At 72.8% G+C, this 25,387-nt stretch carries 23 protein-coding genes; 12 read left to right on the top strand and 11 right to left on the bottom strand.

Annotated elements, in window-relative coordinates; all coding sequences use genetic code 11:
* The first annotated feature begins 68 nt into the window (after nt 1–68).
* Entirely contained in the window at nt 69–674 is a 606-nt protein-coding gene (folE, locus tag OHS59_RS25085; RefSeq protein ID WP_328495649.1) for a GTP cyclohydrolase I FolE, read from the top strand.
* Between the two features lie 263 nt (nt 675–937).
* Here the strand turns inward: folE and OHS59_RS25090 are convergent, their stop codons facing one another.
* The 6 genes from OHS59_RS25090 to OHS59_RS25115 form a co-directional block, all read right to left on the bottom strand.
* Complete coding sequence (locus OHS59_RS25090; protein WP_328495650.1) at nt 938–1,420, bottom strand: DUF3180 domain-containing protein; 483 nt, start codon at nt 1,418–1,420, stop codon at nt 938–940.
* 37 nt (nt 1,421–1,457) lie between these two features.
* Nucleotides 1,458–2,066 (bottom strand): 2-amino-4-hydroxy-6-hydroxymethyldihydropteridine diphosphokinase, encoded by a 609-nt coding sequence (gene folK / locus OHS59_RS25095; RefSeq protein WP_328495651.1) that lies wholly within the window; start codon nt 2,064–2,066, stop codon nt 1,458–1,460.
* On the bottom strand, nt 2,063–2,422 hold the full coding sequence (gene folB / locus OHS59_RS25100; protein ID WP_328495652.1) for a dihydroneopterin aldolase: 360 nt from the start codon (nt 2,420–2,422) through the stop codon (nt 2,063–2,065). The genes folK and folB overlap by 4 nt, the downstream gene beginning before the upstream one ends.
* A 172-nt stretch (nt 2,423–2,594) precedes the next feature.
* Nucleotides 2,595–3,098 carry a nuclear transport factor 2 family protein gene (locus OHS59_RS25105; protein WP_328495653.1) on the bottom strand — a complete coding sequence of 168 codons (504 nt, stop codon included), beginning with the start codon at nt 3,096–3,098 and terminating at the stop codon, nt 2,595–2,597.
* Entirely contained in the window at nt 3,095–3,991 is an 897-nt protein-coding gene (folP, locus tag OHS59_RS25110) for a dihydropteroate synthase (protein ID WP_328495654.1), read from the bottom strand. The genes OHS59_RS25105 and folP overlap by 4 nt, the downstream gene beginning before the upstream one ends.
* Nucleotides 3,992–4,127: 136 nt before the next feature.
* A complete protein-coding gene (locus OHS59_RS25115; protein ID WP_328495655.1) occupies nt 4,128–6,059 on the bottom strand; it encodes a phosphatidylglycerol lysyltransferase domain-containing protein in 1,932 nt (643 codons plus the stop codon).
* 203 nt (nt 6,060–6,262) lie between these two features.
* Here OHS59_RS25115 and OHS59_RS25120 point away from each other — a divergent pair, with 203 nt between their 5' ends.
* Nucleotides 6,263–7,387, top strand: a complete 1,125-nt coding sequence (locus OHS59_RS25120) for an alpha/beta hydrolase (RefSeq protein ID WP_328495656.1) — start codon at nt 6,263–6,265, stop codon at nt 7,385–7,387.
* 561 nt (nt 7,388–7,948) lie between these two features.
* Complete coding sequence (locus OHS59_RS25125; protein ID WP_328495657.1) at nt 7,949–9,778, top strand: hypothetical protein; 1,830 nt, start codon at nt 7,949–7,951, stop codon at nt 9,776–9,778.
* A gap of 94 nt (nt 9,779–9,872) precedes the next feature.
* Here OHS59_RS25125 and OHS59_RS25130 read toward each other — a convergent pair whose 3' ends face one another.
* Both OHS59_RS25130 and OHS59_RS25135 read right to left on the bottom strand, forming a co-directional pair.
* Nucleotides 9,873–11,198 (bottom strand): PH domain-containing protein, encoded by a 1,326-nt coding sequence (locus OHS59_RS25130; RefSeq protein ID WP_328499346.1) that lies wholly within the window; start codon nt 11,196–11,198, stop codon nt 9,873–9,875.
* A gap of 44 nt (nt 11,199–11,242) precedes the next feature.
* Nucleotides 11,243–11,794 carry a PH domain-containing protein gene (locus OHS59_RS25135; RefSeq protein ID WP_328495658.1) on the bottom strand — a complete coding sequence of 184 codons (552 nt, stop codon included), beginning with the start codon at nt 11,792–11,794 and terminating at the stop codon, nt 11,243–11,245.
* Between the two features lie 31 nt (nt 11,795–11,825).
* Here OHS59_RS25135 and OHS59_RS25140 point away from each other — a divergent pair, with 31 nt between their 5' ends.
* On the top strand, nt 11,826–12,977 hold the full coding sequence (locus OHS59_RS25140; protein WP_328495659.1) for an NADH-quinone oxidoreductase subunit D: 1,152 nt from the start codon (nt 11,826–11,828) through the stop codon (nt 12,975–12,977).
* 61 nt (nt 12,978–13,038) lie between these two features.
* On the opposite strand, the gene OHS59_RS25145 is transcribed toward OHS59_RS25140, so the two are convergent.
* Nucleotides 13,039–14,133 (bottom strand): SAM-dependent methyltransferase, encoded by a 1,095-nt coding sequence (locus OHS59_RS25145; RefSeq protein WP_443061495.1) that lies wholly within the window; start codon nt 14,131–14,133, stop codon nt 13,039–13,041.
* 140 nt (nt 14,134–14,273) lie between these two features.
* Here OHS59_RS25145 and OHS59_RS25150 point away from each other — a divergent pair, with 140 nt between their 5' ends.
* Nucleotides 14,274–15,482, top strand: a complete 1,209-nt coding sequence (locus OHS59_RS25150) for a sensor histidine kinase (protein WP_328495660.1) — start codon at nt 14,274–14,276, stop codon at nt 15,480–15,482.
* Nucleotides 15,483–15,539: 57 nt separating this feature from the next.
* Nucleotides 15,540–16,211, top strand: coding sequence for a response regulator transcription factor (locus tag OHS59_RS25155; RefSeq protein ID WP_328495661.1), 672 nt, complete (start codon nt 15,540–15,542; stop codon nt 16,209–16,211).
* A gap of 164 nt (nt 16,212–16,375) precedes the next feature.
* Here OHS59_RS25155 and OHS59_RS25160 read toward each other — a convergent pair whose 3' ends face one another.
* Nucleotides 16,376–17,479 (bottom strand): DUF5937 family protein, encoded by a 1,104-nt coding sequence (locus OHS59_RS25160; RefSeq protein ID WP_328495662.1) that lies wholly within the window; start codon nt 17,477–17,479, stop codon nt 16,376–16,378.
* Between the two features lie 259 nt (nt 17,480–17,738).
* Between OHS59_RS25160 and OHS59_RS25165 the strand changes: the two genes are divergently transcribed.
* Nucleotides 17,739–18,020 carry a hypothetical protein gene (locus OHS59_RS25165; RefSeq protein ID WP_328495663.1) on the top strand — a complete coding sequence of 94 codons (282 nt, stop codon included), beginning with the start codon at nt 17,739–17,741 and terminating at the stop codon, nt 18,018–18,020.
* On the opposite strand, the gene OHS59_RS25170 is transcribed toward OHS59_RS25165, so the two are convergent.
* Nucleotides 17,989–19,158 carry a threonine aldolase family protein gene (locus OHS59_RS25170; RefSeq protein ID WP_328495664.1) on the bottom strand — a complete coding sequence of 390 codons (1,170 nt, stop codon included), beginning with the start codon at nt 19,156–19,158 and terminating at the stop codon, nt 17,989–17,991. The genes OHS59_RS25165 and OHS59_RS25170 overlap by 32 nt on opposite strands.
* Nucleotides 19,159–19,353: 195 nt before the next feature.
* Between OHS59_RS25170 and OHS59_RS25175 the strand changes: the two genes are divergently transcribed.
* From OHS59_RS25175 to OHS59_RS25195, 5 genes are read left to right on the top strand one after another with little or no spacing between them, the layout of a single operon-like run.
* Nucleotides 19,354–20,364: a Rossmann-like and DUF2520 domain-containing protein gene (locus OHS59_RS25175; RefSeq protein WP_328495665.1), complete on the top strand. Its 1,011-nt coding sequence runs from the start codon at nt 19,354–19,356 to the stop codon at nt 20,362–20,364.
* Nucleotides 20,365–20,413: 49 nt separating this feature from the next.
* Entirely contained in the window at nt 20,414–21,406 is a 993-nt protein-coding gene (gene panC, locus OHS59_RS25180) for a pantoate--beta-alanine ligase (protein WP_328495666.1), read from the top strand.
* Nucleotides 21,403–23,217, top strand: a complete 1,815-nt coding sequence (locus tag OHS59_RS25185) for an L-aspartate oxidase (RefSeq protein WP_328495667.1) — start codon at nt 21,403–21,405, stop codon at nt 23,215–23,217. The genes panC and OHS59_RS25185 overlap by 4 nt, the downstream gene beginning before the upstream one ends.
* A gap of 5 nt (nt 23,218–23,222) precedes the next feature.
* A complete protein-coding gene (gene nadC, locus OHS59_RS25190) occupies nt 23,223–24,230 on the top strand; it encodes a carboxylating nicotinate-nucleotide diphosphorylase (protein WP_328495668.1) in 1,008 nt (335 codons plus the stop codon).
* Between the two features lie 2 nt (nt 24,231–24,232).
* Nucleotides 24,233–25,030 (top strand): type III pantothenate kinase, encoded by a 798-nt coding sequence (locus OHS59_RS25195; protein WP_328495669.1) that lies wholly within the window; start codon nt 24,233–24,235, stop codon nt 25,028–25,030.
* Nucleotides 25,031–25,387 lie beyond the last annotated feature (357 nt).

The following is a 25,387-nucleotide window of genomic DNA, read 5'->3' on the forward strand; positions in this document are numbered from 1 at the left end:
CATCTTCGTATGCCCGTATGGGATACGCGTGGTCCGCGCGTGTGAGAGGCACAGAAACGAGGCACGAGATGACCGACCCCGTGAGGCTGGACGGCGAGGGCGTGATCGGCGATTTCGACGAGAAGCGCGCCGAGAACGCCGTACGAGAACTGCTGATCGCGGTCGGCGAGGATCCGGACCGGGAAGGGCTGCGGGAGACGCCGGGGCGGGTGGCCCGGGCGTACCAGGAGATCTTCGCGGGGCTGCGGCAGCGGGCGGAGGACGTCCTGACGACGACGTTCGACCTGGGTCACGACGAGATGGTCCTGGTGAAGGACATCGAGGTGTTCTCGACCTGTGAGCACCATCTGGTGCCGTTCCGGGGTGTGGCGCACGTGGGCTACATCCCGAGCACGACCGGGAAGATCACGGGGCTGTCGAAGCTGGCCCGGCTCGTGGACGTCTACGCACGCCGGCCGCAGGTGCAGGAACGGCTCACCACGCAGATCGCCGAGTCGCTGATGGAGATCCTGGAGCCGCGTGGGGTGATAGTGGTGGTGGAGTGCGAGCACATGTGCATGTCCATGCGGGGGATTCGTAAGCCGGGGGCCAAGACCATAACCTCGGCCGTTCGGGGGCAGTTGCGGGATGCGGCCACTCGGGCCGAGGCGATGAGTCTCATCATGGCGAGGTAGCCTGCGGCAGCTGGGTGCCAGGGGGTGGGGCTGGGCGTTGTGGGTGTGTGCGGGTCCGTTGTGGCTGGTCGCGCCGTTCCCCGCCTAGCCCTTGCCGGGGGGTGCGCGGGTTCATCGCCGGGTGCGGCCCGGTGGGGGCCGTTCGCGCACTTCTCCGCGCCCCTTAAGGGCGACAAGATTGCGCCGTTCCCCGCGCCCCTGAAAGACGAAAGACTGCGCCGTTCCCCGCGCCCCTTGGGAGGGGCTGCGCCCCATTGCGAGGGTCAGGCCGGGGCTGTGGTGCCGTTTGTGTCGTCGTCTTCCGGGAGTTTGCAGACTCGTTCCAGGAAGAAGGCGGCCGCTATGACGGCGAGGCCTGCCAGGACCGAGAAGCCGGCGTAGATGGCCTGGTCCCGGCGGGCGGGGATGTCCAGGGACTCCAGGAGGAACGCGCCCGTGCCGCCGTACATCCCGGCGACCAGGGCCGCCACCAGCGCGCTGGCCTGGCCGAAGACGACCGCGCGGGCGGCCATCATGGGGTCGACCCGCTTGGCGTCGGGCCGGCGCTCGCGCTGGGCCTTCAGCCGGGACCGCAGGGAGAGCGCCGTGGCCAGCAGGACCACGGCGATCAGCGCCAGGACGACGGGGGCGGCCAGGGGGACCCGGGGCAGCGTGCCCACCGAGTTCCACAGGCGGGCTCCTGCCCAGGACAGCACCCCGGCGACGAGGAACACCGCGGCCAGCGTCCTGATGCGCAGCTCTTTCACTCAGTTCCTCTCACGATGGCGTCTTGCACCTTAACGACTACTCGGGCAGCTGGAGTTCCAGGTCGGCGCGGGGCGCGACCCCGTCACGGGGAACCGCGGCGAGCAGCTGTGCCACGGGGCCGTGACCGGGCAACTGCGCCTCGGGCTCCACGTCGTTCCAGGGGGCGAGGACGAAGGCCCGCTCGTGGGCGCGCGGGTGGGGGAGGGTCAGCGTCGGATCGTCGGACACCATGTCCGCGTACGCCACGATGTCGACGTCGATCGTGCGGGGGCCCCAGCGCTCGTCCCGGACCCGGTGGAAGGCCTCCTCCACAGCGTGGGCCCGCTCCAGGAGCGAGGACGGCGGGAGCGTCGTCTTCAGGACGATCACCGCGTTGAAGTACGACGGCTGACTGTCCGGCGCCACACCCCACGGCTCCGTCTCGTACACCGGGGAGACCGCTTTGACCCGGACGCCGGGGGTGTCCTCCAGCGCGTCGATGGCGCCCTGGAGGGTCTCCAGGCGGTTGCCGAGGTTCGAACCGAGCGAGACCACGGCGCGCCTCGGGTTCTGCAGGGTCGTGTCGGCGGCGTCCACCCGCTCCACCACGGAGGCGGGCACCGGCTGTACGGTCGGGTCGCTCTGACCCTCGGTGAACGCTGTCATGCACGGCTCCGGATGATGGTGACGGTCACGTCGTCGAAGGGGACCGTGATCGGGGCGTCCGGCTTGTGGACGCACACCTCGACCTCCTGGACCCCGTCGTGCTTGAGGCAGGTCTCGGCGATCTGCTCGGCGAGGGTCTCGATGAGGTTCACCGGTTCGCCCTGGACGACGGCCACGACCTCCTCCGCCACGATGCCGTAGTGCACGGTCTTCGTGAGGTCGTCGTCGGCCGCGGCGGGCCGGGTGTCCAGGCCCAGCGTGAGGTCCACGATGAAGGTCTGGCCCTCTTCGCGTTCCTTGGGGAAGACACCGTGGTGTCCACGGGCCCTGAGGCCGCGCAGCGCGACACGATCCACGCGAATCACTCCTGCAATCGTCGTCGGTGAGGGCCGGTCCCACCGCGTACGGGCGGTGCACCGGCCTCGAACGAATCTACCCGCGGGCACTGACACGGCCGGGCCACGGGGCCGGGGCCGCGATCACCAACGTACTACGAGGATGATCGGCCGCCCGGCCTGCCTCGGGGCCTCAGCCGGACGGGTCGTCCGGCTCGTCGTCGTCGGTCTCGGCCAGGACGGGCGAGGCGTGGTGCGACCAGAGTTTCCAGCCGTCCGAGGTGCGGCGGAACACGTTCGTGGCGACGACCAGCTGGCCCACGAGCGGCCCGAGTTCGTCGCTGTCCTCGGGCGGGGGGCCGCCGCTGAGGATGTTCTCCGTGCAGGTCACCAGCGCGGTGTCGCCGGTGACCGAGACGTGCACGTCGGTCAGGAAGAACTGGATGTACTCGGTGTTCGCCATGATCAGCGCGTACGAGCGCAGGACCTCGCCGCGGCCGTTGAGGACCGGCCAGCCGGGGTGGACGCAGGAGATCTCGCCGGCCTGCGCCGGGTCGTGGTACTCCTCGTCCTGGCCCAGGTCGGAGGGCGTGAGCCAGAGCGAGGACAGTTCTTCGAAGTCGCCCTGTTCCAGCGTCTCGTAGAAGGCCGTGTTGGCGAGTTCGACCTGTTCGACGTCCGTGTGCGGGGCGCTCACCGGGCTCCCTCGGCGTTCGCGGCTCCCTCTGGTGCGCGGGCGCCCTCCACGGCGCGGGCGACCCGGACGGCGTCGGCGGTGGCCCGTACCTCGTGGACGCGGACGGCCCACGCGCCCTGGTGGGCGGCGAGCGCGGAGACCGCGGCGGTGGCGGCGTCCCGCTCCCGGGCGGGCGGCGGGGCACCCTCCGGGCCCGCCAGTACGCGGCCGAGGAACCGCTTGCGGGACGCCGCCACCAGCAAGGGGTGGCCGATCTCGCGCAGGCGGTCGAGGTGGGCGAGCAGGACGAGGTCGTGCTCGGCCTCCTTGGAGAAGCCGAGGCCCGGGTCGACGACGATGCGGTCCGGGGCGATACCGCCCGCCAGAACGGCCTCCACGCGTGCGTGCAGCTCGTCGACGACTTCGGAGACGACGTCCTCGTACGAGCCCCGTACGGTGCTGCCCTGGAGGAAGCCGCGCCAGTGCATGACCACGAAGGGGGCGCCCGCGGCGGCGACGGCGGGGATCATCGCCGGGTCGGCGAGGCCGCCGCTGACGTCGTTGACGAGGAGGGCGCCCGCGGCGAGCGAGTGCTCGGCGACGGAGGCGCGCATCGTGTCGACGGAGACCGTGACGCCCTCGGAGGCGAGGCCGCGCACGACGGGTATGACGCGTTTGAGTTCCTCCGCCTCGTCGACGCGGGCGGCGCCCGGGCGGGTGGACTCACCGCCCACGTCGACCAGGTCGGCGCCCTCGGAGACCAGGTCGAGCCCGTGCTTGACGGCGGCGGTCGTGTCGAACCAGTGGCCCCCGTCCGAGAACGAATCGGGGGTCACGTTCACGACACCCATGACCGCGCAGCGGTCCCATGCCGGGAGCCCTGACACTTGGCCTCGCCCGCTCATCTTGCTCATACCGTCCAGCCTAGGGCCTGTCTGATGATTCCCTTCGTCGTCCGCAGACCTGCCCGGACCGGCCACCGCGCGGCGCGGGGGTGGGCGTCGCGAGGCGGCCGGGGCCCGTCGTGGGGGAGCGGCGGGGCGGGGGCGGTCAGGCCGCTCGCACGTCGCGTTCCGCCAGTGCGTGGGCGCAGGGGCGGGGCGCCTTCGGGTGGCGGCGCAGGACGTGCGGGAGGGCGAGGCTCAGGAAGCCCTCGGCCTGCAGGGCGGCGAGGCCGATGCGGGGGAGGTCGCGGGAGGTGCGGTAGACGACGAAGCGGGGCTCCCAGCGGGGGCGGAACTTCGCGTTGAACTTGTAGAGCGACTCGATCTGGAACCAGCGGGAGAGGAACACCAGCAGACCGCGCCAGACCCGCAGGACCGGTCCCGCGCCGATCTTCTCGCCGCGGGCCAGGGCCGCGCGGAACATCGCGAAGTTCAGCGAGACGCGGGTGACGCCCAGCCGGGGGGCCGCCTGGAGGGCCGCCACGATGAGGAGTTCGTTCATGCCGGGGTCCGCCGAGCGGTCGCGGCGCATGAGGTCCAGGGAGACTCCGTCCACGCCCCAGGGCACGAAGTGGAGCACGGCCTTCAGGTCGCCGTAGGGGCCGGGCCCGGCGCTGGTCCACCCGTCCCCGGTCGTCCGTCCGGCCCCGGCCGTCGTTCCGTCCGCGGCTCCGCCGGGGCCGGATGTCCGGGCGGAGCCCCGTCGCGCCGGACCCTCCACCCGGTGCGCCGTCGCGATGAGACAGTCGCCGTCCGCCGGGTCGCCGACGCGGCCGAGCGCCATGGAGAAACCGCGCTCGGTGTCCGTGCCGCGCCAGTCCTCCGCGGCCCTGCGGATCCGGTCCAGCTCGCCCTCGCCGAGGTCACGGATGCGCCGGACCCGGGTCTCGTAACCAGCCCGCTCGATGCGCTTCACCATCTGGCGCACGTTCCGCATCGCGCGCCCGGCCAGGGAGAAATCCGCGACGTCCACCACCGCCTCGTCGCCCAGTTCGAGGGCGTCGAGGCCGGTCTCGCGGGTCCAGACCTCGCCGCCCGTCTCGGAGCAGCCCATGACGGCGGGCGTCCAGGAGTGGGCCCTCGCCTCGTCCATGAAGCGCTCGATGGCGCCCGGCCAGGCCTCGACGTCGCCGATCGGGTCGCCGCTGGCGAGCATCACGCCGGAGACGACGCGGTAGGTCACGGCCGCCTTTCCGCTGGGGGAGAAGACGACCGCCTTGTCGCGGCGGAGCGCGAAGTGGCCGAGCGAGTCACGACCGCCGTGCTTGTCCAGCAGGGCGCGCAGACGCGTCTCGTCGTCCTCGGTGAGGCGCGCGGCCGGGTGTTCGGGGCGGAAGGCCAGGTAGATCGTGGTCACAGCGGTCAGCAGGCCGAGCGCGCCGAGGGAGAAGGCCACCGTCCAGGACGTGGTGCCCGTGTAGTCGAGGGGCCCTTCCAGACCGAACAGGCCGTACAGCACATGCTCGATACGGTCCGCGAGGCTCGGGTCGCCGACCATGCGGTGGGGGTGGACGCTGACGATGACCAGGCCGAGGGCGAGTGAACCGGCGCCCATGAGGACGAAGTTGGCGAGCGCCCGCCAGCGGCTGCGCGGGTCGGGCAGCGCCGTGAACTCGCCGCGGTGCCGCAGCAGCGGGGCGAGCAGCGCGAGCGAGACGAGGACGCCGATGAGCGAGTGCCGGTACGTGAACTGAGCGAGGGCACCCGCCGGGAGCAGTACCACCGCGGCCCGCCACGCCCGCCGCTTGCGCCGGCGCAGACCGTGGGCCAGGAGCAGCAGCAGGACGCCCGCGCTGAGCGACAGGGCGGCGGCGAACGGGCCGAGCGCGCCCGGCAGTACCTCCGCGAGCGTGTGCATACGGCTGTGGCGGAAGCGCGGGAAGACACCCGCGGCGATGTCCAGGACTCCTACGAGCGTGCAGGCTCTGGCGACCAGTGCGGGGACGGCCTCGCCGCGCGGACCGCGGAGCACGCCCCGCAGGCGCCCCGTCCGTTCCGGAACCTCGCCCGACTTTTCGCCATCTATCCTGACAGACATCGCATCCCGTGGTTCTGCGAGAGACCTTGAATCCGGTGCCAATCCGGCATCCGGCGACATTGCGCCCTCTAGGACGGTGTCTTGAGGAGCCAGGTTCACTCCCGTGCGGAAAACCGCTCCAAAGGGCAAGGAAAGACCGGGGCAAGTCGCCGTGAAGGAAGCGGTGTCGGCCACCGGTCGGAAAGCGCAGGCAGGAACAGCCCATGGGTCTCACGAGCAACAAGGTGCTGGCACTGGTGGTCCTCGTCGCCGTGCTGCTGTTCGTCGGCACGGTGTGGTTCTGGCCGCTGCTCGCGCGTCGCGGCTGGCGTGCCGTGTCGGGGCGGATCGCCCTGCTGACGGCCACTCAGGTCGCGGTCTTCGTGTCGGTCGGCCTCGGCGCCAACCAGGCCTTCGGCTTCTACGCGAGCTGGGCCGACCTCTTCGGCCGGGAGTCAGGGCAGGGCGTGGTGGTCGACCACGACCCCGGGGACGCGGCCGGGCCGCTCGAAGTGGTCGGCACGCGGCAGGTCAACGTGTCCGGCGGGGCGCGGCCGCAGATCGGCGGTCAGCTCCAGAAGGTCGACCTGGTGGGCCGGCGGACGCACATCGCCAGTCCCGCGTACGTCTATCTGCCGCCGGAGTACTTCCAGCCGCAGTACCGCACCCGGACCTTCCCGGCCGCTGTCGTGCTCACCGGCTATCCGGGCACCGCGGAGGCGCTCATCAAGGGCCTGCACTATCCGCAGACCGCCCACGCGCTGGCCAAGGACGGCCGGATGCAGCCGATGATCCTGGTCATGATGCGGCCGACCGTCGCGCCGCCGCGCGACACCGAGTGCGTGGACGTGCCCGGCGGGCCGCGGACCGAGTCGTTCTTCGCCGAGGACGTCCCCGACGCCGTGTCACATCACTACAGGGTGGGCGCAAAACCCGGCAGCTGGGGCATCGTCGGTGACTCGACGGGCGGCTACTGCGCGCTCAAGCTCGCGATCCACCACCCGAGAACGTACGCCGCCGGGGCGGGCCTCTCCCCGTACTACCGGCCGCCGACCGACCCCACGACGGGCGATCTCTTCCACGGGGACGAGGAGTTGCGCGACAGCGCCGACCTGATGTGGTTCCTCAAGCACCGGCCCGCGCCCAACACCTCGCTGCTCGTCAGCAGCAGCAGGCAGGGCGAGAGCAACTACCAGGAGACGCTGAGGTTCATCGACCTGGTCGGGGCGAAGAAGCCGACCCGGATCTCGTCGATCATCCTCGACAGCGGCGGGCACAACTTCAACACCTGGCGGCGCGAGATCCCGGCGACCCTCCAGTGGCTCAGCGGGCGGCTGAGCGACCGCTGAGCGGCCTTTCCGCCCAGGACATTGCGCGGTCCTTCCGCCGAGGACACCGCGCGGCCTTCCGCCGAGGACCCTGAGCGGCCGGCGGCCGAGGGCGCCGACGGTTCCGTACTCGAATACGCGGTGGAGTTCGCGGAATTCACCGGGCCGAAGATTCTTTCGGATCTCGGGAAGTGCGGTGGCAAGACCGGGATCGCGGCCGGTGGTGAATGCGCGGAGCTTGATCGAGAAGTGGCAAGCCGGCCACGTGGGAGCCGGCCTCGAATAGGCGGACGGCGGGCGGACCGTGTGTGGCCCGTGCGAGCGCTGGTGACAGGCCCAAGTGGCGGTCCGGGAGCGGCCGGTGCGGGGATTGTCCGGTGAAGGGGCGGTGAGAAGGTTTCGGTGTGGCTGCGTTTTTGCCATGCGGGGCACCATCATTCGCCTACGCGCGGTAAGTTTCTGGCCATGCCACGAGGACGTCACCGCCATTCCCCACCTCTGCACCGGCTGTTGCCCCCCTCGGCGATCGCAGGCGTATCAGCCGTCTGCGCCGTTGGGCCATGGCTGTTCTCCGAACCGTGGGTGCTCCGAGGTCTGGCCGCGGGCGCCGCGGTGACGGCTGTCGTGGGCGCGATCGTCATGCGCCGCTGGGACGCGTCGGCGGGCATGCGCGTCGCGGACCTCGCGCGCGGGCGTGCGAGCGACGAGTGGCGTCACGAGGAGCGGGTCGCCGAACTTGAGAGCGATCTGGACGAGTCGCGCGAGCTGCGTACCAAGCTGGAGCAACGGCTGCGTGCCAAGCGGGCCGAGCTGGCCGGGCTGCGCAACGAACACGCCGCGCTGCTGCGGCGGTACGCCACGGCGGAGACCGAGCGGGCCACCGCGCTGGAGGGCCGCCGGCTCCTCGAGATAGAGGCCGCTCCGGCCCCGGAGTCGCCCGACACGGCCTCGACGGCCGAGGAGACGACTCCTGAGGGATCCGGAGCCACGGCTTCCGAGGAGACGGTGCCCGAGGCGACGGCGGCGACGGTCCAGGCGGCCCTCGCGGCGTCCTCCGCGGCCTCGGTCCTCTATGTGAAGGCCAACGCGGCGCTGGACCGGCTCACGGGAGCCGTCAAGGCCCGCGCGGCCGAGGACGCGGCTCCGGCCGGCGACCCGTCCGAGGACGGGCCCACGGCCGAGTCCGAGGACGCCACCCCCGCCGAGGCGGCAGCTTCGGAGGAAGCGGCTCCGGAGGAAGCGGCTTCGGAGAAGTCCGGCCCGGCGTCGGCCGACTCTCCGACGGACGGATCCATAGCCGCCGAAGCCGAAACCGAAGTCCAAGCCGAAGCCGAAGTCCAAGCCGAGGCTGACGAGGGCACCGGTGCCGGCGCCGCTGAGGACGACGCCGCGGCAGCCGCCCCCGGGACGGCCGACTCCCGGTCCGCCCAGGCCGGTTCGGCGCAGGCAGACGCAGCTTCGACGCGGGCGGGCACGGCGACGAACGGCACGGCGTCCGACGGTCCGGCCCCGGACGACCCGGACACCGGCGGCCCCGCGCCGACCACGCCCCCCAAGGGCGGCCCCGTCAAGCGGACCCCCGCGAAGGGCGGTGCCCGGAAGGGTTCGCCGTCGCCGGGCGGCCCCGGCAAGGGCGCGCCCCGGCCGGGCGGTACCCCGAAGGCCGCCGCCGCTTCCGCCGCCACGGCGGGCGGAGCCACGACGGGTGCCCCGGCGAAGGCCGACACCCGCCAGGAGGGCGAGGCGCTGGGGAAGCCCGAGGCGGTCGGCGGGCACGAGCGCACGGCCGCCGCGACCGCCCCGAGACCCACGCAGGCCGCCGAATCCGTACGGCCCCACGCGGAGTCCGCCGCGCAGCCCGCCGGGACCGCGCGGCCCCGCGCACGGTCCGGTGCCGTCGGCGTGACGTCCCTGCAGTCCACCGCGACCCGCACCGCGTCCCGGCCCGCGCCGGACACCGCCCCAGCGCCGGAGGCGTCGTCGGGCAGCGCCCTCGCGCGTCCCACCCCGGCGGAAGTGGCCCGCGTACAGCAGCCGCCCTCGGCGGGTCCGTCCCGGACGAGTGCCGCCGCGCTGACGCCCGCCGCGCGGCCCACGCGCCCCGCCGGGCACTTCACCGTGCCCACCGCCGTGGCGGTCGCACCGGCCACGCCCGTGCGGCGCCCCTCCGTCGAGGGCGGTTTCGACTTCTTCGGTACGCAGAAGGGCGCGGAAGCGCTGGAGGCCGTGCAGAACGAGGACCTCGCCGACGTGGTCGGCCAGGAGGCCCTCGCGCTCCACAAGGCCGAGGCCGAGTCCGGTTTCAAGCCCGTGGGCGAGGAGTCGCGCGGTGTCGGCCAGGTCATCGACCTGACCGCGCACGACGAGACGGAGCAGATCGACCTGACGGAACTGCGGAGCGCGGTCTCCTAGGCCGGAACCGAGCACACCGGTGAGGGCAGTGGCGATCGGCCACTGCCCTCACGCATGTCCGCGCTCTCCATGTCCGGCTCTCGGCGTCCCGCCCTCAGGCCATCCAGCGGTCGGGCCGGGCCTCGCGGCGGCCGGTGAGCGAACGGTCCGCCTGCGCGTACAGCAGCTCCGCCGCCTCCGAGGCGTCCCGCAGCCGGGCCGTCACCGTCTTGTTGGCCCCGGTGTCCACCCGGACGTCGGCGAGCCCCTGGTGGCGCTGCCACGGCCCCTGCTCCAGGCGCACGCTCTGCACCTTGGCGTGCGGTACGAGCGCGATGCTGCGGCGCAGCAGCCCGTGCCGGGCCACGAAGACGGTGTCGGTCACCGCGATCCCGTAACCCCGCCACCAGAACGGCACGCACCGGCCCGCCCGGCGCGGTGGCCGTTCGAGGGTGCCCGGCACGGTCACGCCGGGCAGCACGCGCGCGATGACCGACTCGGCGACCTCGCGCGGGGCGACCGGTACGAGCACGGAGTTGGACGAGCCCGCCACGTCCAGCTCGATCCGGACCCAGCCGCGGCGCCGCCACAGGAGCGGCTCGACGATGTGGATGGTCTGGACGCGCCCGGGCGGCACGGTCTCGTGCGTACGGTCGAGCAGCCCGTGGTCGATGCGGAGCCCGTCCGGGGACTCGCCCACGGTCCAGTCGTACTCGCCGACGAACCGTCCCACGCTGCTCGCGCCCGCCGCGCCGAGCAGCGGCAGCGCCGTCGCGAGCACCGTCCACACGCTGTGGGTGGCGAACCACAGCAGCGGCGGTACGACGAGCGCGGCGGCCAGCGTCCCCCAGGTGGCGCCGGTCAGGACGAGGGACACGGCGAGGACCCGGGCCGGTACGTGCAGCAGCTGCCGTACCGGTGCCTCGCCCACCTCGTGCGCCGTCTCGGGCGCGAAACCGGCGGCCCGGGCGAGCAGTTCGGCCCGCAGTATCCGGGCCTCCTCCTGGCCCAGATAGGCCAGCTCGTCCTTCTTGTCGGTCCCGACGACGTCGAGTTTGAGCTTGGCGACGCCGGCCACGCGGGCCAGCAGCGGCTGGGTGACGTCGACGGCCTGGATCCGTTCGAGCCGGATGTGCGCGGTACGCCGGAACACCAGGCCCGTACGGATGCGCAGTTCGGTGTCGGTCACCGAGAAGTGCGTGAACCACCAGCTCAGGAACCCGTAGAGGGCGGCTCCCAGGACGGCCGCGGCGAGCGTGGCCAGCAGCACGGTCGTCGTGAGCCGCATCAGCTGCCGCTGGGCCTGGTCGGGATCGTGCACGGCCCACCCGGCGAGCACGGCGACCGGCGCCCACGCGCGCCGCAGCGGAGTCACGGGATGCAGCCGCCGCTCACGCGGCAGGGATTCCGCTACCGGTACCGGCCCGGTCCTGGCCTGTATGTCATTTGCATCCTGTACGTCCCTGGGGGTGTCCGGTGGCGTCGTCACAGCCCCGCCGATCGGGCCTCGCCCAGCTCGGTGAGCCGGTCGCGCAATCGTTCCGCCTCCGCCGGTACGAGCCCCGGGATACGGGCGTCCGTAGCCGCGGCGGCCGTGTGCAGCTGCACGCTCGCCAGCCCGAAGTGCCGCTCCACAGGACCGGAGGTGACCTCGACCAGCTGCATGCGCCCGTACGGCACGACGGTCTCCTCGCGCCACAGGACACCCCGGCTGATCAGCAGGTCGTCCGAGCGCTCGGCATAGCGCCAGGAACGCCAGTTGCGGCCCAGCATCGGCCAGCCCCACAGCAGCACCGCCAGGGGCAGCAGGGCGAACGCCGCCCAGCCGGGCCCGGCGAACAGACCGAGCAGCAGGCCCGTGGCGACGGTCAGCAGCCCCAGCCACACCACCAGCAACAGCCTTCGCATTCTGAGCAGCCCGGGCGGCAGCGCGATCCACACGGGCTCGTCCGTCGTGCGCCCCGCTGCGTGCCCGGACGCGTGCCCGGCCGCCTGCCCCGCTGTCTGCCCCGCGTTTTCCGAGGTCCCCGTCTCCATATCGCAAGCGTACGTACGACACACTGTCCGCATGACTCCTACGACGGAGACCATGGTCGGTATCGGCGGCGCCGCGGAGAGCACCGACATGGTGCTCAACATCGGGCCCCAGCATCCGTCCACCCATGGCGTACTGCGTCTGAAGCTCGTCCTCGACGGTGAACGGATCCAGCACGCGGAGCCGGTGATCGGCTACATGCACCGCGGTGCCGAGAAGCTCTTCGAGGCGCGCGACTACCGGCAGATCATCATGCTGGCCAACCGCCACGACTGGCTCTCCGCGTTCTCGAACGAGCTGGGCGTGGTCCTCGGTGTGGAGCGGATGCTCGGCATGGAGGTGCCCCCGCGCGCGGTGTGGACACGCACGCTGCTCGCCGAGCTGAACCGGGTCCTGAACCACCTGATGTTCCTCGGTTCGTACCCCCTGGAACTGGGCGGGATCACCCCGATCTTCTACGCGTTCACCGAGCGCGAGGAGCTCCAGCACGTCATGGAGGAGGTCTCCGGCGGGCGCATGCACTACATGTTCAACCGGGTGGGAGGCCTCAAGGAGGACCTGCCGGCCGGATGGGCAGGCCGCGCGCGTGAGGCGATTTCCGGGGTGCGCTCCCGGATGGACCGGTTCGACGGCCTGGTGCTCGGCAACGAGATCTTCCGGGGGCGTACGCGCGGTGTCGGAGTGCTCTCCCCCGAGGCCGTGCACGCCTACGGAGTGAGCGGGCCGATCGCGCGCGCCTCCGGCGTCGACTTCGACCTGCGCCGCGACGAGCCCTACCTCGCGTACGGCGAACTCCAGGACACCCTGAAGGTCGTCACGCGCCAGGAGGGCGACTGCCTGGCCCGCTTCGAATGCCTCCTGGAGCAGACCCACAACGCCCTCGACCTCGCGGACGCCTGTCTCGACCGGCTCGCGGAGCTGCCTCCCGGCCCGATCAACCAGCGGCTCCCCAAGGTCCTGAAGGCCCCCGAGGGACACACGTACGCCTGGACCGAGAACCCCCTCGGCATCAACGGGTACTACCTCGTCAGCAAGGGCGAGAAGACCCCGTACCGGCTGAAGCTGCGCTCGGCCTCGTACAACAACATCCAGGCGCTCGCCGAACTGCTGCCGGGCACGCTGGTCGCGGACATGGTGGCGATCCTGGGGTCGCTGTTCTTCGTGGTGGGGGACATCGACAAGTAGGGCTCGTCGAGTGCGAGTGGGGCTCGTCGACGGCACGTAGGGCCCGTCGGCGAGTGGGGCGCTACGTAGAGGGCTGTTTCGTTTCGGGCGGTGGGTTCGGCAGCGGGTTCGGTGGCGGGTCGCTCAGTGGGTCCGGGATCCCGACCGGCTGCAGCAGCCAGGTGAAGTCGCCCAGGCCGCCCCGGGCGGTCAGTTCGGCGGCCTCGCCCGCGCCCGCCAGGGCCCGTACGTAGGCCGCGGGGTCCGTGGAGGCCAGGGCGAGGGACGGCCGCTCCCCGTTCACGCCCAGCGTCTTCAGAGCGTCCCGCTGGCTCAGCAGCCGGCCGCCGGGCAGGGCGCACGCGTCCAGCGCGACATGGGCGGTGATGTCGCAGGAGCCGTCCGGCACGGGTGCCGTCTCCCGGCCCTCCCTGAAGCCCGTCAGCGTGCCGACCGGCGGCCGTGCTCCCGCGCTGTGCCCGTAGTCGACGGCGACGGCGAGACCCCGGCCGAGAGCGGCCACGGCGGACGCCCAGGCGGCGTCCCTGGGGTGACCGATCTCGGCGCGCAGACCTTCGGCCGGGGGCGGGCCGTCGGCGGGGAGCCGGCCGTCGGGCGTTGCCGTGAGCGGCCACCACCTCTCCAGCCACCGCGCGTCCGCCCCGGCCACCGGCTCCCCGAGGGACTCCGTCCCGTCCGCGTCCACGAGAACGAGGCGGGGCACGCCGCGCGGGTCCACCTCGGCCACGTCCACCGGCACGTTGTCGAGCCACTCGTTGGCGAACAGGAGGCCCGAGACTCCCGGCGGAGGCTCCGGGAGCCACTCGATACGGTGATCGAGTCCGGCGGGGCGGGCGGCGCGTTCGACCGCGTACCCGCGCGCGCGGGAGGCCACTTCGGCGGGGAGCGCCTTCAGGACGGCGCTCACCAGTTCGCCGCGGCCCGCGCCCATGTCGACGAAGGCGAGTTCGGCGGGGTGGGCGAGCGCCTCGTCGACGAGCCGGAGCAGCCGGGCCACGGCCGCCGCGAACAGCGGTGACGCATGCACCGAGGTGCGGAAATGGCCCGCGGGACCCACGGCCCCGCGATAGAAACCGGAGGGCCCGTACAGCGCTTCCTCGGTCGCGGGGCGCCACCCGCGTGCCCTGCCCGCCGTCTCATGCTCCACTGCGCCCACCACTGTTCTCCGTCGCTGCCACAGCGCCAGGCTAAACGCCACATTCACGGCGGCCTCCACCTTGGGGAGTACAAGCGGCGGTTACGGATCGACCCTCCGGTTGACCCCTGCACACTGCACGCTTCCCTACGCTGGGTTACGTGCAGCGCCTCTATGACTTTCTCCGCAGGCACCCGACATGGGTCGACGGCTTCTGGGCCGTCGTCGTGTTCGGGATCTCGGTCGCGAGCGGAACGGCCGGTCAGGAGAATTCCGATTCCGGGACCGACCATCTGGCCGTCACCGTCCCGATCACCCTGCTGCTCTGCCTGGTGATCGCGTTGCGCAGGCGACTGCCCGAGTCGATGCTGATCCTCGCCGTCTCCATGGGCGCGGCGCAGCTGGTGCTGGACATGCCGTTGGTGCCCGCCGACTTCGCGCTGCTGGTGATCACGTACACGGTCGCCTCGAACGGCACCCGCTGGGCGTCCCGGCTCGCTCTCACGGCGGGGCTGCTCGCGGCCCCGCTGGCGCAGCTGCGCTGGCCGGAGGAGCACCAGAGCGCCGCCGGCCAGGCGGCGATAGTGGTCTTCCAGACGGTGCCCTTCGCCCTGGCCTGGGTCCTCGGCGACTCCCTGCGGACCCGCCGCGCCTACTTCGCGCAGCTGGAGGAGCGGGCCGCCCGGCTGGAGAGGGAGCGCGAGGCGCAGGCCAAGGTCGCGGTCGCCGCCGAGCGCGCCCGGATCGCCCGCGAGCTGCACGACGTCGTCGCGCACAACGTCTCGGTGATGGTGGTCCAGGCCGACGGCGCCGCGTACGTTCTCGACTCCGCGCCCGACCAGGCCAAGAAGGCCCTGGAGATCATCTCCGGGACGGGGCGGCAGGCCCTCGCCGAGATGCGCCGGCTCCTCGGCGTGCTGCGCACCGGCGAGCACCAGGAGTCCGGCGAGTACGTGCCGCAGCCCGACGTGGAGCAGCTCGACGAACTGATCGAGCAGTGCCGGACCTCCGGCCTGCCCGTCGACTTCAAGATCGAGGGCACCCCGCGTCCACTGCCCAGCGGCGTCGAGCTGACCGCGTACCGCATCGTGCAGGAGGCGCTCACCAACACGCGGAAGCACGGGGGGCCGAACACCGGAGCGAGCGTGCGCCTGGTCTACTTCGACGACGGCCTCGGCCTGCTGGTCGAGGACGACGGCAAGGGCGCCCCGCACGAGCTGTACGAGGAAGGCGGGGTGGACGGCCAGGGCCACGGCCTGATCGGTATGCGCGAGCGCATCGGCATGGTCGGCGGAACCCTGGACGCCGGACCGCGTCCGGGCGGAGGCTTCCGCATCAGCGCCCTGCTTCCGCTCAAGCCCGCTCACTGACACGTGCACGCATTCGACAACGCGTGCACGTATTCGAACCGACCGGAGGACCTCCCCATGCCGATCCGCGTGATGCTCGTCGACGACCAGGCGCTGCTGCGCACCGGGTTCCGGATGGTGCTGGACGCCCAGCCGGACATGGAGGTCGTGGCGGAGGCGGGCGACGGTGTGGAGGCCCTGCAGGCGCTGCGCGGGAGGGATGTCGACGTGGTCCTGATGGACGTGCGCATGCCGAAGCTGGACGGCGTGGAGACGACCCGCCGCATCTGCTCGGACCCGAACCCGCCGAAGGTGCTGATCCTGACCACCTTCGACCTCGACGAGTACGCCTTCTCGGGGCTCAAGGCGGGCGCGTCCGGCTTCATGCTCAAGGACGTGCCGCCCGGTGAACTCCTCACCGCGATCCGCTCCGTGCACAGCGGCGACGCGGTGGTCGCGCCCTCGACGACCCGGCGTCTGCTGGACCGCTTCGCGCCGCTGCTGCCGAGCGCCGGCAAGGAGCCCCAGCACAAGGAGCTGGAGCGGCTCACCGGCCGGGAGCGCGAGGTCATGATCCTGGTCGCGCAGGGGCTGTCGAACGGCGAGATCGCGGCCCGGCTCGTCCTCTCCGAGGCGACGGTCAAGACCCACGTGGGCCGCATCCTCACCAAGCTGGGCCTGCGCGACCGGGTGCAGGTCGTCGTCCTCGCGTACGAGACGGGTCTTGTACGGGCCGGTGGGCAGGGCTGACGGCCTGACGTCGTGTCTGGCTCGTTGCGCAGTTCCCCGCGCCCCCTGGGTGGGTGGGCGGGGGCCGGGAAGGGTGTGTGCGACCGGCCCTCGCCGGCCCGCAGCCGACGACTGGGCCCAGGTGTACCTGCCCGGATGTCGGGCCGCGCAGACGCGCGGAGCGCTCAGCGGAGGATCCCCTCCAGGAAGTCGCTGCCCAGCCGGGCCACCATCGTGACGTCCAGCTGATGCAGCACGTACCGGCCGCGGCGCCGCGTGGTGAGCAGCCCCGCTTTCTTCAGCACGCTCAGATGCCGGGATATCTCGGGAGCCGTCATCCCGTGCGTCTGCGCCAGCTCGCTCGTGGTGAACGCGCTGCGGGCCAGGCTCCGGCACAGCCGCATCCGCATCGGATGGGACAGCGCGGTCATCCGCAGGGTCAGTTGCTCGACCGAGGTCGGGACCGTCAGCTCCGGGGAGCCCACCGGGTAGTGGATCACCGGCTGCCACCCGTACCGGTGCAGCACCATGAGATGCGGCCAGCCCAGGCTCGTCGGCACCAGCAGGAGACTGCCGGCCCGGATCGACGTGTGGCCGTGGCCCAGTTTGTCGACGACGATCCGGCCGGCCGCCTCGTCGAGCGCCACCGCGGGCGACACCGACGCCAGCGCCTCGGCCAGGCCGTGACGACCGAGCAGGTCCGTCTTGCGGCGGGCGTCCGCCGCGAGCTGGTGGCGCAGCCGGGACCAGGTGTCGGCGAAGAAGGCCTCGTCGCAGTCCTCCAGGAACTGCCGGAGCCAGGCCCGGATCCGTGGCGGGTCGGCCAGCAGCCGCTCGGTGAACTCCGCGGGGCGGGGTCCGCGCGCGGCGGCCAGCTCAAGGGCCCGTCGGCGGGACGCGGCGTCGGCCAGGGCGCCGGCGCCCCGCACGTCGTACGGAAGCGCGCAGGTGAACTCCAGCGCCGCGTCGACGAACTGCTCGTCCGTCAGCTTGTCGACCAGGTCCAGCTCCTCGGCGAGCGTGGCGCCCGGGAGCGTGGTGCAGCCCGCTCCCGCGTACGGCAGGAACAGGTCCGAGAACGTCGTCCGCCACAGGAAGTCGGCCTCGCACATCCGGTCGGCCAGATGCGGGTCGAGCCGGGCGGTCACCCCGGTCGCCCAGCCCTGGAGACCGGGGTGGTGGCCCGGCTCGGCCAGCGCGTGCAGTGCCATGCACAACTCGGCCAGGGGCGAGGGCACGACGGCCACCCGCTCCCTGCGCAGCCCGGAGATGTCGATGGTCACGCTCATGACCTCATGGTGCACCCCGCCACTGACAACGCGGTCGCCGATTGACGAGCGCCGTCAATCGACGGGACGGCGACGACGGGCCCGGCGCAAGCTGTGTCCACCGGGGCACCGCGGGGCCCACGGAGAACGCCCGGAACCGGACCGAACCCGGCTCCGACGCCGGAGCCGATGGCGTGACCGACGCCGGTTCCGATGTCGGAGCCGACGTCGGAACCGGTCCGGGCGGACGTCCGTACCCGTCCCGAGAAGGCGATCCGCCATGAGCATCACCCAGCAGTACCTACTGGACACCTACCGCGCCCAGCAGCACGGGGACCCGACCCCGCCCGCCCCCGGCGCCCACGACTGGCAGGTCATGCGCGAACTGCCCGACCACCGGAGGTTCCGCGCGGCCCTGACCGGCCGCCCGGTCCGAGGGCGGGTACGCGCGGCCCTGACCCGACTGCTCGGCCGCACCCGCCCGCGCAGTCCGAGCGGCCGAAGCGGCCGAAGCGGCGCGCGCAGCATGGTCAGCGGGGAACGCGTGCCGCGAACTCCGTGACGGCGGCCCGTACGTCGTCCGCGGTCCACTCCAGGCCCGGCGCGCCCACCGTGACCTCGGTGAACGCAAGGCCTGGCCCGCGCGGGTCCCAGCGCTGCGGGAAGAGGGACACCCCCGTCTCCTCCGCCTGCAGCGTCCCCGCCTCGGTCAGGGCCTCGGCCTCGTACGGCAGCCACACCTGGAACTGGTGCGTGTGCGGCTCCTCGGGGTGGACCCGCGCCCAGGGGAACCCCGCCCCGGCGAACCCCTCCCGCAGCGCGGCGGCGACCACGCGCGCGTGGGCCACGTACTCCGGGAGCCTGGGCAGTTCCCTGTCCAGGCCGATCAGCGCGGACAGGGCGGTGGGGAACTGCTGGAGGATCTGCCCGCCGTACCGGTGGCGCCAGGCCTTCGCCTCGTCGACGAGCGTCCTCGGGCCCGCGAGGACGGCGCCGCCGAACCCGCCCAGCGACTTGTAGAAGGACACGTAGACGCTGTCCGCGAGATCCGCGATCTCGTCCAGGGAGCGGCCGAAGTGGGTGGTGCACTCCCACAGACGGGCCCCGTCGAAGTGCACCACGGCGTCGCGTTCGCGGGCCGCGTCCGTGACGGCGACCAGTTCCTCCCAGGAGGGCAGTACGAAACCGGCTTCCCGGAGGGGGAGTTCCAGGAACAGCGCCCCGAAGGGCTCGTCCAGGTCGCGCACCTCGCCGGCGGACGGCATCCGCGGCTCGCGCGTGGGGTGGACCGTCCGCAGGCCGCCGAGGGTGCTGAAGGAGTGCCTCTCGTGGACCTCCGGATGCGAGAGGGGGTGCATCGCCACCGTCGCGTTGCCCGTACGGCCCGCCCAGCAGCGCAGCGCCACCTGCTGGGCCATGGTGCCCGACGGGAAGAAGGCGGCGGCCTCCTTGCCGAGCAGGCCCGCGACCCGCTCCTCCAGGGTCTCGACGATCCCGTTGCCGTACATGTCCACCGGCAGGTCCAGGTCGTACACGTCCGGCGCGGCGTCCGTGAGCCCCGTCAGCAGCTCACCGACCGTGGAGCGGAAACCGGGGCGCCACAGCGCCCGCCGGGCCCCTCGCCAGGCGGCCCTGTGCCGCTCCCGCCGCTGTTCGGGCGTCTGCTCCGCCACTTCCGACCCGTCCGCCGTATCGCTCATGCTCCGGATCATGCAGGACGCCATGGCGGGCGGTCACACGAATTCCCGGCGGCAGGGGCCCGCGTTCGTCCACAGCCCGGGGCCCCGTGTCCCCCACAGCCTGTGGACAGAGAAACGGGCCTCGGACCAATCGCGTTAGCATGACGAGAAAGCGTCCGGTACCCCGAGCGGACTGGAACGGAAGGCCGCCGTCGAGTGAGTACATTCCCCCAGCCAGACCCCAAGGACCGCCCCGCGCGGCTCACCGTCGGTGTCGTCGGCGCCGGCCGCGTGGGCCCAGCCCTGGCGGCGTCGCTCCAGCTCGCCGGGCACCGCCCGGTGGCCGTGTCCGGGGTCTCCGACGCCTCCCGGCGCCGCGCCGCGCAGCTGCTGCCCGACGTGCCGCTGGTGACACCCGAGCAGGTCCTGGAGCGGGCCGACCTGGTGCTGCTGACGGTCCCCGACGACGCCCTGCCGGGCCTGGTCGAGGGGCTCGTCGACACCGGCTCCGTCCGGCCGGGCCAGCTCATCGCGCACACCTCGGGGCGGTACGGGGCGAGGATCCTCGACCCCGCTCTGCGCGCCGGGGCACTGCCTCTCGCCCTGCACCCCGCTATGACGTTCAGCGGCACCCCCGTGGACGTACAGCGGCTCGCCGGATGCTCCTTCGGGATCACCGCCCCCGAGGAGCTGCGGCTGGCCGCCGAGGCCCTGGTCATCGAGATGGGCGGCGAGCCCGAGTGGATCGCCGAGGAGGCCCGGCCGCTCTACCACGCGGCCCTCGCGCTCGGCGCCAACCACCTGGTGACCCTGGTCGCCGAGTCCATGGACCTGCTGCGCGCGGCCGGCGTCGACGCCCCGGACCGGATGCTGGGCCCGCTGCTCGGCGCCGCACTGGACAACGCCCTCAGGTCGGGCGACGCGGCCCTCACCGGACCGGTGGCGCGCGGCGACGCGGGCACGGTCGCCGTGCACATCACCGAGTTGCGCAAGCACGCCCCGCAGACCGTCGCCGGCTATCTCGCGATGGCCCGCGCGACCGCAGACCGCGCGCTCGCCCACGGCCTGCTCAAGCCGGAACTCGCCGAGGACCTCCTGGGCGTGCTCGCCGACGGGCCCGACGGACCGGACGTCTCCTTCGGCCCCGGCGGCCCCGGCGGCCCCGGCGGCCCCGGCGGCCCCGACGGGACCGGCGGGACCGACGGCCCCGAAGGAGACGCCCGATGACGTGCGCGGATCCAGGTCCAGGTCCAGGTGCCGAGATCGGAGCAGCCCGATGACCACCGCCCTGCTGAGCACCGCCGACGAACTGCACGCGCGCGTACGCACCGGGCGCCGCGCCGTCGTCATGACGATGGGCGCCCTGCACGAGGGCCACGCGACCCTGATCCGTACCGCCCGGGAGATCGCGGGCGGCGCCGGCGAGGTCGTCGTCACCGTCTTCGTGAACCCTCTCCAGTTCGGCGCGGGCGAGGACCTCGACCGTTACCCGCGCACCCTGGACGCCGACATCAAGATCGCCGAACAGGCGGGCGCGGACGTCGTGTTCGCCCCTTCCGTGGACGAGGTCTACCCGGGCGGCGAACCCCAGGTGCGCATCAGCGCGGGACCCATGGGGGAGCGGCTCGAAGGCGCGACGCGGCCCGGGCACTTCGACGGCATGCTCACCGTCGTCGCCAAGATGCTGCACCTCACCGGGCCCGACGTGGCGCTGTTCGGGCAGAAGGACGCCCAGCAGCTCGCCCTGATCCGCCGCATGGTGCGCGACCTGAACTTCGGCATGGAGATCGTCGGAGTCCCGACGGTGCGCGAGGCCGACGGGCTCGCCCTGTCCAGCCGCAACCGCTTCCTCTCGGCCGTGGAGCGCCGCACCGCGCTCGCCCTCTCCCAGGCCCTGTTCGCGGGCAGCGACCGGCACGCCGCCCAGGAGGCCCTGTGCGCGCGGGCCCGCGAAGTGCCCGCCACGCACGCGCGCGCCGACGCCCTCAGCGCCATCGGCGAGTCCCGCGCCGCCGCCGACACGCACGCCGTCGCCAAGGCGGCCCCCGGGGGCCCCGCCGCGGTCCGTGCCGCCGCCCGGCTGGTCCTCGACGACGCGGCCCGCCTCAGCCCCCCGCTCGCCCTGGACTACCTGGCACTGGTCGATCCGTCCGACTTCACCGAGATCCCGGACGGCCACACCGGCGAGGCGGTCCTCGCCGTCGCCGCCCGGGTCGGGACGACCCGGCTGATCGACAACATTCCTCTGACCTTCGGAGCCGCCTCGTGACCAGCACAGGCATACGTCTGCACGCGCCCGCACCCGGCTGGTCCCTCGACGCCGACGTCGTGGTCGTCGGCTCCGGAGTCGCCGGACTCACCACCGCCCTGCGCTGCGACGCCGCCGGACTGAGGACGGTCGTCGTCACGAAGGCCCGCCTCGACGACGGCTCCACCCGCTGGGCCCAGGGCGGGATAGCCGCGGCCCTGGGAGAGGGCGACACCCCGGAGCAGCACCTCGACGACACCCTGGTGGCGGGCGCCGGCCTGTGCGACGAGGAAGCAGTCCGCATCCTCGTCACCGAGGGCCCCGACGCCGTACGCCGCCTCATCGAGACCGGCGCCCACTTCGACGAGTCCGAAGCGGGCGACCTGGAGCTGACCCGCGAGGGCGGCCACCACCGCCGCCGCATCGCCCACGCGGGCGGCGACGCCACCGGCGCCGAGATCTCCCGCGCCCTCGTCGAGGCGGTCCGCGCGCGCGGCCTGCGCACGGTCGAGAACGCGCTCGTCCTGGACCTCCTCACGGACGCCAGCGGACACACGGCCGGTGTGACCCTGCACGTCATGGGAGAGGGCCAGCACGACGGCGTGGGAGCCGTCCACGCGCCCGCCGTGGTCCTCGCGACCGGCGGCATGGGCCAGGTCTTCTCCGCGACCACCAACCCGTCGGTGTCCACCGGCGACGGCGTGGCGCTGGCCCTGCGGGCGGGCGCCGAGGTGTCCGACCTCGAATTCGTGCAGTTCCACCCCACCGTGCTGTTCCTCGGCCCGGACGCGGAGGGCCAGCAGCCGCTGGTGTCCGAGGCGGTACGCGGTGAGGGCGCCCACCTCGTCGACGAGCACGGCGAGCGCTTCATGCTGGGGCAGCACGAGCTGGCCGAACTGGCGCCCCGGGACATCGTCGCCAAGGGCATCACGCGGCGCATGCAGGAGCAGGGCGCCGAGCACATGTACCTGGACGCCCGGCACTTCGGGGCGCACATGTGGGAGCACCGCTTCCCGACGATCCTGGCCGCCTGCCGCGCCCACGGCATCGACCCGGTGACCGAGCCGATCCCGGTCGCCCCGGCCGCGCACTACGCCTCCGGAGGCGTCCGCACCGACTCCCGGGGCCGCACGACCGTCCCCGGCCTGTACGCGTGCGGCGAGGTCGCCTGCACCGGCGTCCACGGCGCCAACCGGCTCGCCTCCAACTCCCTCCTGGAGGGACTCGTCTACGCCGAGCGCATCGCGGCGGACATCGCGGACCGCCACGACGACGACCGTCGCGACGAGAACGGCCGCGACGAGAACCCTCACGGGGAGGACCGTCACGACGGGAACCGCCCCCACGCGCGTGTGGAGGCGCCCCTCGCCCGGCCGGAGAAGCCCGACCACCCGCTGCTCGCCGCCGAGGCCCGGTTCGCGATCCAGCGGATCATGACGGACGGCGCCGGCGTGCTGCGCTCGGCGATCTCCCTGGAGACCGCCGCCGACCGCCTCCAGCGGCTGCACACCGACGCCCGCGACGCCCTCGACGAGAACGGCAAGACGGCCGAGCCGGGCGTGGACACCTGGGAGGCGACCAACCTCCTGTGCGTGGCCCGCGTCCTCGTGGCCGCCGCCCGCCTCCGGGAGGAGACCCGAGGCTGCCACTGGCGCGAGGACCGGGCCGAACGGGACGACGACTGGCGGCGCCACATCGTCGTACGGCTCAATCCCGACCGGACGCTCGCGGTACACACCACCGACACCCCAGACTTCCCCCCGACACTCCCTCGGGACCGCGACTCCGTTCGCACCGGGGGGACCCCCACGCCCAGCCCCCAGGAGCAGTGACAGAAGTGAGCACCCCGGACCTTCCCCTCCTCGACGGCGGTGGCTGCGGCGACGGCTGCGGCTGCGGCGAGTACAGCGCCGAAGACGCCGAGTACGCCGAGTGCGGGCTCGACCCCGCCCTCGCACAGCTTCTCGCCGACGCCGGGCTCGACCCCGTCGAGGTCGAGGACATCGCGCACCTGGCCATCGAGGAGGACCTCGACCACGGCGTGGACGTGACGACGGTCGCGACCATCCCCGAGGAGGCCGTCTCCACCGCCGACTTCACCGCCCGCGAGGCCGGCGTCGTCGCGGGCCTGCGGATCGCCGAGGCGGTCGTCTCCGTGGTCTGCACCGACGAGTTCGAGGTCGAGCGGCACGTCGAGGACGGCGACCGCGTCGAGGCCGGTCAGCGGCTCCTGAGCGTCACGACCCGCACCCGGGACCTGCTGACGGCCGAGCGCAGCGCGCTGAACCTCCTGTGCCGCCTCTCCGGCATCGCGACGGCCACGCGCGCGTGGGCGGACGCCCTGGAGGGCACCGGCGCGCGCGTACGGGACACCCGCAAGACGACACCCGGGCTGCGCTCCCTGGAGAAGTTCGCGGTCCGCACCGGCGGCGGTGTCAACCACCGCATGTCCCTCTCGGACGCGGCTCTCGTCAAGGACAACCACGTGATCGCCGCGGGCGGTGTCGCCCAGGCCTTCAAGGCCGTCCGGGAGACCTTCCCCGACGTGCCGATCGAGGTCGAGGTCGACACCCTGGACCAGCTGCGCGAGGTCCTGGAGGCGGGCGCCGACCTGATCCTCCTGGACAACTTCACGCCCGCCGAGTGCGAGAAGGCGGCGGCCCTGGTGGGCGGCCGCGCACTCCTGGAGGCCTCGGGCCGGCTCACCCTGGACACCGCGGCGACGTACGCGAGGACGGGCGTCGACTTCCTCGCGGTGGGCGCCCTCACGCACTCCGCGCCCATCCTGGACATCGGCCTCGACCTGCGCGACGCCGCCGAAGCGTCCACGAGCGAGGCTGAGTAGGCATGCTGCTCACGATCGACGTCGGCAACACGCACACCGTCCTCGGGCTCTTCGACGGCGAGGACATCGTCGAGCACTGGCGCATCTCCACCGACGCGCGCCGCACCGCGGACGAACTGGCCGTGCTCCTGCAGGGCCTGATGGGCATGCACCCGCTCCTCGGTGACGAGCTGGGCGACGGCATCGACGGCATCGCGATCTGCTCGACCGTCCCCTCGGTCCTGCACGAGCTGCGCGAGGTGACCCGCCGCTACTACGGCGACGTACCCGCCGTCCTCGTCGAACCGGGTATCAAGACGGGCGTCCCGATCCTGATGGACAACCCCAAGGAGGTCGGCGCCGACCGCATCATCAACGCGGTCGCGGCCGTCGAGCTCTACGGCGGACCGGCCATCGTCGTCGACTTCGGCACGGCGACGACCTTCGACGCGGTCTCCGCGCGCGGGGAGTACGCCGGCGGTGTCATCGCGCCCGGCATCGAGATCTCCGTCGAGGCGCTCGGCGTCAAGGGCGCCCAGCTCCGCAAGATCGAGATCGCCCGGCCCCGCACGGTCATCGGCAAGAACACCGTCGAGGCCATGCAGTCCGGCATCATCTACGGCTTCGCCGGCCAGGTCGACGGGGTCGTCAACCGCATGGCCCGCGAACTCGCCGAGGACCCGGACGACGTCACGGTCATCGCGACGGGTGGGCTGGCGCCGATGGTGCTCGGCGAGGCGTCGGTGATCGACGAGCACGAGCCGTGGCTGACGCTCATCGGGCTGCGGCTGGTCTATGAACGCAACGTCTCCCGCACGTAGGCGCTCCGCTCTGGGTGGCTGTTCGTAGGTGACCGTGAGCGGGCGGGTGCGGGTCCGCTGCGGCTGGTCGCGCAGTTCCTCGCGCCCCTGGGTGGGTGGAGTGCGGGGCTGTGTGTTGTCTGCGGGTCCGTTGGGGCCGGTCGCGCCGTTCCCCGCGCCCCTGGGGGGGGTGAGGGCCGGGGCCGATGCGTCGTCCGCGGCCGACCACGATGAACCCGCACCCGCCTGCTCACCCGCCGCCCCACCCCCCAGGGGCGCGGGGAACGGCGCAGTCGGTCACGGGGCCCCGGCGGCGCTCCGACGCGTTGGGGCGGAGCCACGCCACGGCGTGGTCGGTCGGTGGGTTTTGTCTGATTA

The sequence above is a fragment of the Streptomyces sp. NBC_00414 genome (genome assembly GCF_036038375.1).
GTDB lineage: Bacteria > Actinomycetota > Actinomycetes > Streptomycetales > Streptomycetaceae > Streptomyces.